Raw genomic sequence first — 13,018 nt, 5'->3', positions numbered from 1 at the left:
TTTCCGTCTCGTATTATTCGACTTTCAAGATCGAAGCTGCTCCTTGTTCTTGGAAACCATTTTTCATAACAGTAACTTTTTGTTCGGTTAAGTTCGTAAAAATAATCGGTGTTGCAACAGAAGGTGCATTGGCTTTCAAGAATTCCAAATCGAGCTTCAACAAAGCGTCTCCGCGTTGTACCAGCTGTCCTTGCTCTACCAATGTTTCGAAACCTTCACCTTTCAGTTTAACTGTATCCAATCCAACATGAATTAGAATTTCAATTCCTGTATCCGTTTCGATGCCAATTGCGTGCTTTGTTGGGAAAACGCTGACTACACGCCCATCAACTGGCGAATGGAGAATATTTCCAGACGGGATAATCGCAAAGCCTTGCCCCATCATGCCTTTCGCGAATACATCATCCGGTACTTCTGATAGTGGAATAATTTCTCCTTGAATCGGCATTTCAAAATCTTTAGCGATGACTCGTTTCATTGCTGGTTCTTCAGTCGTTTCGTTTTCCACAACAGCCTTTTTCGAACTATCTGAAGGAACTGGATTGCCATTTGCTACGCGAGGCTTCATTGCATCCCCTAGGAATTCAACAGCCGTTCCGATTACCACTTGAACATTTGTTTTATTGATTTTCATGACGCCCATCGCACCGTGGCGTTTCAAATCTTTTTCATTTACTAAATCAGAATCTTTAACTGTCATACGTAGACGTGTCGTACAATAGTCGACTGCGACAATATTATCGACGCCACCAAGTCCTTCAATTGTATGGTAGGCTCTAACATCAACTGCATTATTGCTTGAACTTGCATTTTCTGCACCGTCGTCGTCTTCGTCTTCACGACCAGGCGTTTTCAAATCCAACTTGATGATTAGGAAGTAGAAGACGATAAAGTAAATAACGCCGACAACTAATCCCATTACCAGCAGCATCAGCGGATTCTTCGCCAATCCATAATTCAACACATAGTCAATCGCTCCGGCAGAAAAACCAAAACCGTGATGGATATCCAACGCATAAGCAACCATCATCGAAGCACCAGTTAACAGCGCATGGACTACATATAAAATAGGTGACAAGAACATAAATGAGAACTCAATCGGTTCTGTGATCCCTGTCAAAAACGAAGTAAAAGCAATACTGAAGAGCATTCCGCCAACAATAGCTTTGCGTTCTCTTTTAGCAGTCGCGTACATTGCCAGACACGCTGCTGGCAGACCGAACATCATAATCGGGAAGAAACCGGACAGGAATGGTCCCGCAGTTGGATCACCTTTTAGGAAACGGTTGATTTCCCCGCGCACTACTTCTCCAGATGGGGATGTGAAGGTACCAAAATCAAACCAAACAACTGTGTTGATTACGTGATGCAAACCAGTTGGCAGCAATAGGCGGTTTAAGAAACCATAAGCGCCTACGCCAAACATCCCCGCATTTAAAATCCACTCACCTGCACTATCAATACCTTCTTGAATTGGAGGCCAAGCATAACCGAGTAAACCTGCTAAAATTGTCATGGTTGCCGCGGTGATAATCGGCACAAATCGCCGGCCCCCGAAAAAAGCGAGCCATTGTGGGAATTTTACATTATAAAATTTATTGTATAAAAGCCCCCCGACAATACCGGATAAAATACCGGCAAAGACGCCCATATCGATCGATTCGTTGATTGTTACGATTGCCGAAGTCAATACGAGATAGGCAATGGCACCGGCCAACGCTGCTCCCCCGTTGCCATCATGGGCAAGGCCCATCGCAATCCCGATGGCAAAGATGATTGCCAGGTTGTCGATAATCCCTGCGCCGGCAGCTGACATGAACGGAATGTCGAAAACATCATCCTGACCCAAGCGCAGCAGCAAAGCAGCCGCTGGCAATGTAGCGATTGGGAACATCAACGATTTCCCTATTTTCTGAAGAAAACTGAACATAAAATTTCCACCCCTTTAATATATTCTTAATTTTCACTATAGCCACTATCGGTATAGTTGTCTATACCAATTTAAGAAACTAAAGAAATAAAGTAAGCGGTTACTTTACATTTTTTATTTCTGCCTTTTTATTCAGAACTTCTACCAGCCTTAAAAGCATACATAAAATTGATAAATAATTCTTTCCTCTATTTTTATCGTTAAGAGTCAGATTTAACCCACTTTAACGGGTAGTAAGACCCGCACTTATTGACATTCCTCTTTATTTCAACCTCCTCGCACTTCAGCTCTGCCTTTTATTTATTCTACCAAAAAACCGGACAGCAAAGGTTCTGCTGTCCGGTTGGTGTGAGTCGATTACGTGGCCGCGGTGGCCGCATTTTCTTTTTTACTTTTCATAAAATTGATGACGAAAATACCGAGCACAATGGTCAAACCGATAATATCCGTCAAGGTTTCCGGAACAATCAGCAGCAAAGCTCCCGCCCCGAGAACGATTCGGAACAACAGATTGAGCCTGGTCTGGAAATAGCCCTCTGCAGCAGCACTTAATCCGATGATGCCGATAATGGCGGTAATGGTGATCGTCATGATCTCCCATATCGGCGGCAGGGCGAACTCGGTGGCATTAACTGCAATATCAGTCGTATCGATCATTAGCATCGCTGGATTGTAGACAAACAGATACGGGATAATGAAACCCGCTATTGAGAGGCGCAAGGCGTTCAAGCCAGTCCTCATCGGATCGCCTCCGGATATTCCGGCTCCGGCAAACGCAGCGAGCGCGACCGGCGGCGTTATATTGGCAAAAATCCCAAAATAAAATACAAACAGATGCGCGACCAGCACCGGGATGCCGAATTCAGCAAGTGCTGGCGCTGTCATTGTCGCAGTAATAATATAAGCCGGGATGGACGGCAAGCCCATTCCCAGAACAATCGATGCCAGCATCGTCAGGAACAAAGTCCAGAAAAGCGATCCTGCGCCGAAGCTTGTAATCGCTGAAGTCATGACAGTACCAAAGCTTGTCAGGCTGACCACACCAATGATGATGCCAACGACTGCACAGGCGATCATGACAGACAAGGATTGCCGCGCACCATTTTCCAATGCTTCCAGAATATCCTTGAAGCCCATGCGTGTCGATTTTCTGAATCCTGCCACGACTACGGTCAGGACGATGGTATAGAATGCTGCATAGGCGATCGGCATGCCGGTATAAAGCATGAAAACCAGGCCGACAATCGGCAGCAGCAAATGGCCTTTTTCTTTCAGCACTTCTTTAGTTCTTGGCAAATCCGCTTTCGGAATGCCTTTCAGACTTTCTTTGCCGGCACGAAAATGCACCTGCATAATGACACCCAAGAAATACAACACAGCCGGTAGTAACGCCGCAAGTGCTATCGTACCGTAAGCAATTCCTGTCGTTTCCGCCATGATGAACGCGCTCGCCCCCATGATTGGCGGCAGGATTTGCCCACCCACGGAGGCACTCGCTTCTACGGCGCCGGCAAAGTTTTTATTGTAGCCAATTTTCTTCATCAAAGGAATCGTGAAGGCGCCAGTTCCTACAACATTGGCAATCGCCGAACCGTTGATGCTGCCCATGAATCCGCTGGAAATGACCGCCACTTTGGCAGGTCCCCCCTGCTTGCTACCTGCTAAGGCCATGGCCAGGTCATTGAATAATTGGCCCATCCCCGATTTGGCCAGAAACGCACCGAACAAGATGAACAGAAAGATGAACTGCAAAGAAGCCGAAATGGCCGTCGAATAAAGCCCTTCAGTCTTCAGATACAGCTGGCCGAAAATGTCGCCAAGATCGAATGGCCGTGTCATCAGCATATCCGGCATCCAGACAAAATGGCTGATGAATGGATAAGTTAAAAACACCAAAGCCAGAATCGGCAGGATGATGCCGGTTACGCGTCTTGCCGCTTCAAGTACCAGGACAACCGTCAGAATGGCGAAAATAATATCTAATGTATTCGGAATCCCGCCGCGGGTTGTCATGATGTCATTGTATTCATACATTAAGTATCCCGCTGTCCCCAAACTGAAAACAAACAAAATCCAGTCATAGAAAGGAATTTTCATGCGATTCTGTTTCTTGAATGTCGGATAGACAAGGAAAATCAGGCCCATCCCAACTGCCACGTGGATGGAGCGTGCCTGAAGGGCAGGAAGCGGATTGAAAGTTACATATAGATGGAAGACCGAATAGGCGATGGCAATCGCTGCAATCAAAAATACCAATTTCCGGCTTTTCAATTTGCGGACTTTGGCATCCGTATCGTATTTCTCCAGCACTTCCTGGCTGACGTTTTTGTCTTCTTCATGGCCTGAGACGCTTTCAACGTCCAAGTCCCGGTTGTCTTTTGTCATAGCTTGTTCCTCCTTGCATAATCCCAAAGATGAATAAATTCAATCTTGATTGTAACTAGCTCATAATCTTCCGTATATTCATATAATGGAATTTCTTCCTCAGCTGTTATGATGGTCGTTTGCGCATTTTCAGATACCGTCAAGTTCATTTCAGTAAAGAGGCGTCCGATTTTCATATGGACATAACCATCTTCTGAAGAAATGATTTCCCCATCAGAAGGGACTCCCGCTCCGTAGGTTTTAAACTTCGTTTCCGTCAGCAGCAGGCTGTCACCATCCCGTTCATAAAATTCCAGCCATTCTTCTTTTTCGACTGAATGGATCCACTGCAGAGTGAATTCTTTTTCCTTCAAATAATAGCGTTCTTCCCCGAAATCGAATTGCACAACCGGGATCCGCCATAGCAGGAAAAAAAGGAGCACAATCACATATGCTCCTCCTGCCAAAACCTTATTGTTCATCGTAGTAACGCTGTGCCCCCGGATGCAATGGTGCTACTAAGCCTTCCTGAGCAGCTTCTAAGCTGATATCAGCGGCTGCTTGGTGGGAATTCTCCAAGGTATCCAGATTTTCAAAGAAGGTTTTTGTTAATTTGTAAACATCGTCTTCGCTCATATCCGAGTCGACTACCAAGGCGTTCATGATGGCCGCAGTTGGAATGGCTTCTTCATTGCCATAAGTGCCGGCAGGAATTTCGAGTGCGATGAAATAGGATTGATCTTCCGCCACTCGCTCAACGTCTTCCGGTGCGATAGAAACCATACGAATATCCAGTGTCTCAGATAATTCCAGCAGCGATGCATTCGGCAGACCGCTTGTCAGGAAGGCTGCGTCAATCTGTCCGGCACGCAGGCCATCAGCCGCTTCCGCGTAGCCCAGGTAATCTACATCAATGTCATCATATGTGATGCCGTATCCTTCAAGCAGCGTACGGGCATTCACCTCTACTCCGGAGTTCTGGTCACCTACTGCGATTCGCTTGCCGCGCAGGTCTTCAAAGGTTTCAATTCCTGAATCCGCGGTTGTAACGATTTGAACATAGTTTGGATACAAAGCAGCGATTTGGCTAATTTTATCTGTCGGCTCTGTAAAGCCTTCAGTACCTTCAACTGCCTGGCTGACAACATCGCTCATGGTGAAGGCCATTTCAATCTTGTCTTCTTTGATCAGATTGACGTTTTCCACTGATGCTCCGGTTGTTTGAGTTCTTGAATTGACACCGTATTCCGTGCTATAAGTTTCAGCCAGTGTCGAGCCGATAATGTTATAGGGACCTGATGCGCCACCGGTAGCAATGGTGACAATATTCGCTTCCAATCCTGCAGCTTCTTCCCCGCCGCCTTCTTCCGGATCCGCTGTCACATTGTCTTCTCCACAAGCTGCTAGGGCCATACTGCCAGCAACCATCAAAGAGAAAGCGCTTGCTTTCATTTTTTTCATCTTTCTACCCCCTAGGTTTTTTCTCATTATACCGAAAATATACACTGATTAATAGGTAATATTCATTTTTTTCTGATTTAACAAACTTTTTATGAGCATTTATGCATAACTTCAACTACTTAGACGAGTGAATCATTGATTCTCTACCCCTGAATAATTTTGTTGACAGCTTCACGAAACAAGCATAGAGTAGGCTCATATTTTATTTCAATAGGATGAGGAAGTGTCTTGCATGCGTTCCTGGAAAAAAAAGCGGATAACCATTTCTCCGCCATTGCTAATTTCCGGAAGTTTTCTGTTTTTGATTATGGTAGGCACAATTTTATTGAAGCTACCGTTCGCGACCACTCGTCCGATTTCTTGGACCGATGCCTTATTCACCGCCACATCCGCTACTACGGTAACGGGACTCAGCGTCTTTGATCCAGGCACCGTCCTTACCGGCTTTGGTGAATTGGTTCTACTGGTGCTGATTCAATGCGGCGGCATCGGCTTGATGACTTTTGCTGTGGCCATTCTTATTCTGTTCCGCAAGAAAGTCGGCCTTCAAAACCGAATTTACCTGCAGGAATCGCTCACGCAAAATACGGTCGGCGGCATCGTTAGGCTCGTCAAATTGATTCTGACATTCGCTTTGACGGTGGAAGCAGTCTCCGCTGTCCTGCTGACCATTTACTGGATACCGGAGTTTGGCTTTAAAGATGCACTCAATTTCAGCATCTTCCATGTCATTTCTGCTTTCAATAATGCTGGATTCTCTTTATTTCCTGATAATATGATCAGCTTTGCCGGAGATCCGCTGGTCACTGTATTGATATCCTCACTATTTATCATTGGTGGCATCGGATTCACCGTCGTCATGGATGTCTCGCAAAAGAAATCGTTTCATCGATGGGCATTGCACACAAAGCTGATGGTTGGCGGGACCTTGATTTTAAATATTGTTGCCATGATCGTGATTTTCGCTTTAGAATACGGCAATCCGGGTACACTAGGCACGATGTCTCTGTATGATAAATTATTAACTTCTTATTTTAGTGCCGTGACGCCGCGAACCGCTGGATTCAATATGCTGGATTACGGCGAGCTTGAAGATCCGACTTTGTTATTCACGATGCTGTTGATGTTCATTGGCGGCGGCAGCGCTTCGACAGCTTCCGGCATCAAACTGACGACTTTCATCGTTGTCATCCTGGCAACTGTTTCTTTTTTGCGGTCACGGCGAGAACCCGAAATTTTTGGTCGTTCTATCCGTCTTGAGACGGTAATCCGCTCACTTGCCATCACGACCATCAGCGTATTGCTAGTTGTCTTCTTGCTGTTCCTATTGACCGTAACAGAAAAAACCCCATTCCTACCGCTGGCATTTGAAGTGGTGTCAGCGTTCGGGACCGTCGGCTTGTCCATGGGCATTACCGCCGATCTCAGCGACCTCGGTGAAGTCCTGCTAAGCTTAGTGATGTTCACAGGCCGCATTGGACCACTGACTTTGTTCTTTATCTTAATGAAGCCACGCAAGGAAAATTATCGCTATCCGTATGATCCGGTATTCACCGGTTGAATACAAAAAAACGCAGCTCCAAGTAGTTCAGGAGCTGCGTTTTTGTATTCAATCTATTAAATGCTATCCCACAAGTTTCGAAAAATAAAATGGGTGGAGAAATTTTTTTGATTTTTCTCCACCCATTTTTTCTACAATTTGAGAACAGGCTGATTGGAATGGTGGCGGCCAAGATGTGCTCTTGCACCGCTGCGCTAGCTTCGACGCAATGGAAATTAGCCTGTCTTTCTGAGAACGGGGAAAGGGCTGTTACCAAAAGTCATTTTTTATGGCCTTTTGGAGCAGCTTCTTAAAAATTATCAGATCAACTTTCTGCGACTTTAATCATTCCGTATGAAGTGATCAAGTTCCACATGTTTTGCGGAATATCCAATTTACCGACCATTTGTTGTGTAATCGCCGGATGAATTTCTTGTTCTTTTCCTTGTCTTACTTTATCCGTCCATTCAGGGTCAATCAGCGCTTGACGTCCGATTACCACAATATCAGCACCTTCTGCCAAAGCCGTTACCGCGTCTTCTGGTGTTTTAATACTGCCGACTGCGACAAACGTGATGCGGCCGTTGATTTGATCCGCTAAGATGCGCACAATGCTGTCGCCTTGCTCTGCGCCTTTTGGTGCTTTTTTGAATTCGAACAATGAAACGTGAAGATAATGGATGCCACCTTGAATCAGTTTCTCTACTAATATTTTTGTTTCTTCTATTGTATAGCCAACTGATGTTTCATTGTTTTCTTCTGGTGATAAGCGGTAACCAACGATAAATTGCTCATTTGCGTATTTCGCAACGGTGTCTTGCACTTTTTTCAATACCGCAAGTGGGAACTTCAAGCGATTTTCTAGGCTACCTCCCCACTGATCTTCACGTAGGTTCGTAACTGAAGAAACAAACTGCTGAATCAAATACGTGTTGGCACCATGAATTTCAACACCATCAAATCCTGCTTCAATGGCTCTTCTAGTTGTTTCGCCGAAGTCTTCGATGATGGCTTCGATTTCTTGGTTCGTTAATTCACGAGGTATCGGTTTTTCTGGTCCAGCTGGAACAGCGCTTGGAGCTACGGTTTCATTTGCCTTGATCAACGCAGGCTGTCCTTGACGGCCACCGTGTTGAATTTGCAAAATCGCTTTGCTCCCTTTTGCTTTCATTTCTTTTGCCATTTGAGTCAGGCGGGGAATGGCATTGTCGTCAAAACCGATAAACTGGTTTGGAAATGCAAGACCGTTTTCTGAAACCGCGATGCATGCAGAGATATACAGGCTGCCAAGGCCCGCGCGTCGGTTGTAATACATCAATTCTTCATCTGAAACGGTGCCGTCTTCATTTCCTGAATACGTCGTCATGGGCGCAACACCAAGACGATCCTTCAACACGGTGCCATTTGGCAAAGTGATTTCTTTAAATAACTCTTTATATAATGGATTCACTAGACTTCCTCTTTTCTGCAAAATGTTCTCTTCCGAAAGGCTTCGGAATTTCAAAATAGCATATGAATTTTAAGGAATCAAGAATACGCGCTCGCCCTCTTTTTTCAGTACATTATTTTTGACCACCCCCGATTCAAGTGGTACGCTTTTCATCGAATTCGTATACGTGAGGAGGAATTTTCCATGACAACTAAACAACATAAAGAAATTCATTTGGCAAATCGCCCTGAAGGCATGCCAACCAATGATGATTTTAATTTTGTCGAAAAAGAAATTCCGACACCCGCTGAAAATGAAGTGTTATTAAAAACGCTTTATCTTTCAGTCGACCCATACATGCGCGGCCGGATGAGAGACGTCAAATCATATATTCCACCATTTGAACTAAACCAAGCATTAGTCGGCGGTGTTTTAGCTGAAGTCGTTGAATCGAACTCGGATTTATTTGAAAAAGGCGATATCGTCAGCAGCAATCTTAGCTGGTCGGAGTACAATGTTGCGGATGCTGCCAAGCTTCAAAAAGTTGATCCAACTGCAGCACCAATCACAGCACATCTGAGTGTTCTTGGATTGACTGGGCTCACTGCTTATTTCGGATTGCTCGACATTGCCAAGCCACAAGCTGGTGAAACAATCGTTGTTTCAGGTGCAGCAGGTGCAGTCGGCTCGATTGTGGGCCAACTCGCTAAAATCAAAGGAGCTCGCGTTGTTGGCATCGCCGGTTCTGATGAAAAAATCGATTACTTGATCAATGAACTTGGTTTCGATGCAGCAGTTAATTACAAAAAAGACAGCTTCAAAGAAGACTTGATTGCCGCTCTTCCAAATGGCGTCGATGTTTACTTTGATAATGTCGGTGGCGACATTTCCGATGCAGTCATGAAAGAATTAAACAAGCACGCGCGTGTTACAGTATGCGGTGCGATTTCTTCATATAATTCTGTAGATGGCGACATCGGACCACGCATTCAAGGACAATTTATCAAAACAAGCGCGATGATGAAGGGCTTCACACTCGGCGATTACGCAAAAGATTTACCAACAGGTGTTGCGGCACTAACGCAATGGCTACAAGAAGGAAAATTAAAATACGACGAAACAATTGTCGAAGGCTTTGAAAATACGCCGGAAGCTTTCCTCGGTCTTTTTAAAGGAACAAATCTCGGCAAACAATTAGTAAAAGTAGCAGATCCTGCGTTCGCAAAGCTATAAAACGATAAAAAATCGCATCCTCATTGCTGGAGGATGCGATTTTTCCCATTTAATTGGATATACTTTCTGTTTCGGGTAAAATACTTTCCATTTATGAGCAAATACTTTCCATTTCACAAAAAATACTTTCTAAAAACGCTACAATACTTTCCAAACCCGAAAATCCCCTTACAATTTCCTCGTGAACCGCAAGAGCAGCCGTAGAAGATACAGCCCAATCTCCAATATGCTGATGAAGAAATTAAACACATCAGATATCCACCAGCGATCTTTCTTTTCCTTCGCTTTCGTTTTGATTGTCATCTACCATCTCTGCCTCTTCTGCTTTTTTTACGTTATACGCAGCAGCAACGGAAATGGTTTCATTTTCCAGGAAGATTAAATGCATTTGCCAATAACCGCAGCTCATCCATGCGGTTATCCGCTCCAGAAATATTCGGGATGATGGTGATTTCATCTGTAGCGCATTGTTCCGCAATGGCTTCGATCTGCTCTTTCACCTGTTTGGCGGTACCGATCAGCATCCGCTGCCGATTGCGCTCCACCTTTTCCTGCTCGCTGTCGCTGAAGCCCCGCTTTTTTGCCGTTTCGACGGACGGGTAATAAGGAGGCTGTGAATCAGACTCAATAAACAGCAGCCACAGATCGAATGCCTTCGCTAGCTCCTCGGCTTTTTCCGCCGTTTCAGCGACGACCGCAAAGACTGCGATGATCACATTCGGCACCTGCACAAACTGTGATGGCTGGAATTCCCTTCGGTACACGTCTACCACTTCTACAGTTTGCTGCGACGGCTTGGCGAAATGGGCAAAGGCATAGCCCATCCCTCTTTCAGCAGCAAGCTGTGCGCTTCCTTGCCCTGTGCCAAGCAGCCATAACTCAGGCGCTGTCTCAATGACTGGCATAGCCTGCAGTGACTGAAAGCGGTGCTCGTTGTCCGTGTCATCAGCAAAATACTTCCCGAGATCCGTCAATTGCTGCTCATAGGGCAACCGTTTCGTTTTGCTTTCATTCAACGCCTCATTGACGACCCGGTAGCTGCGGGAACGGCCGATACCGAGATCGATGCGGCCGGGATACAGCGCTTCTAGCATGCGGAAATTTTCCGCAACTTTGTAGGCGCTGTAATGCGGCAGCATGACACCTCCCGAACCAATGCGGATGGTCTCGGTGGACGCCGCCAAATGCATCATCAGCATTTCGGGCGTGCTGCCGGCAACCGAACTCACCTGATGATGCTCGGCTACCCAAAAACGTTTAAAACCGAGCCGTTCTGCCAGCTGAGCGAGCTCCGTCGTCTGTTTTAGGGCCATTGCTGCGGTCTCACCTTCGTCGATTGGCGAATAATCCAGGATGTTCAATGAAATCATCTGCCAGTCCCCTTTCACTCGTCTTTGAATTTTAGCACGCCAGTCCAAATCCCCTCCACTATGGTGTCCTACAGTGCAAGGGAAATATTCCCTTATACATCGAGTTCTCTACTGTGAACCATACATCTTTTTTGTGACGGACAAAGCAATTTAACAGTTTTTTCCGAACCGCTTCATTTCCTCTTTTGCAGAAATTCGATTAAACTGGAGATAGAAACGTCAGGATAACGCTTACAATCCTCTTTTATTTTTCGCCATATCAGGCCATTACTGAAAAAATGCGCTGACCCTGGCAGGTGATGAACAGTTTCATCAGTACTCCATCTGGAAAGGCAGGAGATTCGATATGAAAAAGATTTCATTTACAGGCTTTCTATTATTATTGCTGATGGTGCTTGCGGGTTGTTCAGCCGAGAGCGCAGATAATTCCAGCAGCTCAGCTTCGGGACAGGTAGCAGATACGAGCACGTCCAAATATCCCGACAACCCGAATGTGGATCTCGACTTTGACACGGACAACCTGCAGGATATTTATTTGGCCGGCGGCTGCTTCTGGGGAGTCGAAGCTTATATGGCACGGGTTTATGGCGTTTATGATGTAACTTCAGGCTACGCCAACGGCAACACTGAAAATCCGACTTACGAGGAAGTCATCCGTGAAAATACCGGACACGCTGAAACCGTTCACGTCCGCTACGACCCGGAGCGCGTGGATCTCGAGAAGCTTTTGGGCCATTACTTTATGATCATCGATCCAACACTCCTCAATCAGCAAGGCAATGACCGAGGCGAACAATACCGGACGGGCATTTATTTTGAAAACGAAGCTGACCGCGCTGTTATCGACAAAGTGATCACAGCCGAGAAGGAACGCTACGATGATCCAATCGTGACAGAAGTCGAAATGCTGGAACATTATTATCTGGCAGAAGACTATCACCAGGATTATCTTGAAAAAAATCCAGATGGTTACTGTCACGTCGAATTTGATAGCCTCGAAGGCCAGGAAGTGGGGGAAGATTCCCAATCACTGATCGATCCGGCGCTTTACCCGAAACCGAGCGATGAAGAGCTGAAAGAGACATTAACTGATATTCAATACAAAGTTACTCAAGAAGACGATACTGAGCGTGCCTTTTCCAGTGAATACGATGGCTTTTATGAGCCGGGCATCTATGTAGACATTACTACTGGAGAACCTTTATTCTCTTCTGCAGATAAATACGATTCCACAACAGGATGGCCGAGCTTCACCAAGCCGATTGACCCGGCTGTTGTCACTGAGCACGATGACGGTCTGCTGTTCATGAAACGGACTGAAATTAGAAGCCGTACTGGCGACAGCCACCTGGGCCACGTCTTCACCGACGGCCCCGAAGATAAAGGCGGCCTGCGTTATTGCATGAACGGTGCTGCTTTGTTATTTGTACCTGAAGCGGAAATGGAAGCAGAAGGCTATGGCTTTTTGTTGGATAAAGTAAATTGATCGACAGTAGATTATTAAGTTAAAACACAAAACCCCGAAATCCACAGAGAATGTGGATTTTGGGGTTTTGTTTATTTTAGAGGTGAAAAAATTCGCTTCAGGCGGACGAAGCGCCGAGCCTCCTTGTTGCAAGCTCCTGCGGGGTTCTCAGCACTCCGTTTTTCCGCAGGAAAGGCATTGACCGAAAGAAGTTCGGGCAATGGCT

At 45.7% G+C, this 13,018-nt stretch carries 10 protein-coding genes; 3 read left to right on the top strand and 7 right to left on the bottom strand.

Annotated features, from left to right (window positions below):
• Positions 1-13 precede the first annotated feature (13 nt).
• The 4 genes from nagE to BBH88_RS03270 form a co-directional block, all read right to left on the bottom strand.
• The gene (gene nagE, locus BBH88_RS03285) at positions 14-1,930 is read right to left on the bottom strand and encodes an N-acetylglucosamine-specific PTS transporter subunit IIBC (protein ID WP_065537294.1); all 1,917 of its coding nucleotides are present in this window, start codon (positions 1,928-1,930) and stop codon (positions 14-16) included.
• A gap of 357 nt (positions 1,931-2,287) precedes the next feature.
• The gene (locus BBH88_RS03280; RefSeq protein WP_006828622.1) at positions 2,288-4,315 is read right to left on the bottom strand and encodes a TRAP transporter permease; all 2,028 of its coding nucleotides are present in this window, start codon (positions 4,313-4,315) and stop codon (positions 2,288-2,290) included.
• A complete protein-coding gene (locus tag BBH88_RS03275; RefSeq protein ID WP_006828623.1) occupies positions 4,312-4,743 on the bottom strand; it encodes a DUF1850 domain-containing protein in 432 nt (143 codons plus the stop codon). The genes BBH88_RS03280 and BBH88_RS03275 overlap by 4 nt, the downstream gene beginning before the upstream one ends.
• A gap of 22 nt (positions 4,744-4,765) precedes the next feature.
• Positions 4,766-5,755 carry a TAXI family TRAP transporter solute-binding subunit gene (locus BBH88_RS03270; RefSeq protein ID WP_006828624.1) on the bottom strand — a complete coding sequence of 330 codons (990 nt, stop codon included), beginning with the start codon at positions 5,753-5,755 and terminating at the stop codon, positions 4,766-4,768.
• 232 nt (positions 5,756-5,987) lie between these two features.
• Here BBH88_RS03270 and BBH88_RS03265 point away from each other — a divergent pair, with 232 nt between their 5' ends.
• On the top strand, positions 5,988-7,316 hold the full coding sequence (locus BBH88_RS03265) for a TrkH family potassium uptake protein (protein WP_065537296.1): 1,329 nt from the start codon (positions 5,988-5,990) through the stop codon (positions 7,314-7,316).
• 304 nt (positions 7,317-7,620) lie between these two features.
• Here the strand turns inward: BBH88_RS03265 and BBH88_RS03255 are convergent, their stop codons facing one another.
• The gene (locus BBH88_RS03255) at positions 7,621-8,745 is read right to left on the bottom strand and encodes an NADH-dependent flavin oxidoreductase (protein ID WP_065537298.1); all 1,125 of its coding nucleotides are present in this window, start codon (positions 8,743-8,745) and stop codon (positions 7,621-7,623) included.
• Between the two features lie 183 nt (positions 8,746-8,928).
• Here BBH88_RS03255 and BBH88_RS03250 point away from each other — a divergent pair, with 183 nt between their 5' ends.
• A complete protein-coding gene (locus tag BBH88_RS03250; RefSeq protein WP_065537299.1) occupies positions 8,929-9,957 on the top strand; it encodes an NADP-dependent oxidoreductase in 1,029 nt (342 codons plus the stop codon).
• 250 nt (positions 9,958-10,207) lie between these two features.
• Here the strand turns inward: BBH88_RS03250 and BBH88_RS19105 are convergent, their stop codons facing one another.
• Positions 10,208-10,345 carry a hypothetical protein gene (locus BBH88_RS19105; RefSeq protein WP_154669116.1) on the bottom strand — a complete coding sequence of 46 codons (138 nt, stop codon included), beginning with the start codon at positions 10,343-10,345 and terminating at the stop codon, positions 10,208-10,210.
• Positions 10,320-11,327: an LLM class flavin-dependent oxidoreductase gene (locus BBH88_RS03245; RefSeq protein WP_065537300.1), complete on the bottom strand. Its 1,008-nt coding sequence runs from the start codon at positions 11,325-11,327 to the stop codon at positions 10,320-10,322. Before BBH88_RS03245 ends, BBH88_RS19105 begins: the two co-directional genes overlap by 26 nt.
• A gap of 346 nt (positions 11,328-11,673) precedes the next feature.
• Here BBH88_RS03245 and msrA point away from each other — a divergent pair, with 346 nt between their 5' ends.
• Positions 11,674-12,813: a peptide-methionine (S)-S-oxide reductase MsrA gene (gene msrA / locus BBH88_RS03240; protein ID WP_006828630.1), complete on the top strand. Its 1,140-nt coding sequence runs from the start codon at positions 11,674-11,676 to the stop codon at positions 12,811-12,813.
• The last annotated feature ends 205 nt before the right edge of the window (positions 12,814-13,018 follow it).

It is taken from the genome of Planococcus antarcticus DSM 14505 (assembly GCF_001687565.2).
Lineage (GTDB): Bacteria > Bacillota > Bacilli > Bacillales_A > Planococcaceae > Planococcus > Planococcus antarcticus.
The sequence above is the reverse complement of the archived record's forward strand: the minus strand, read 5'-3'. Positions and strand labels throughout refer to the sequence as shown.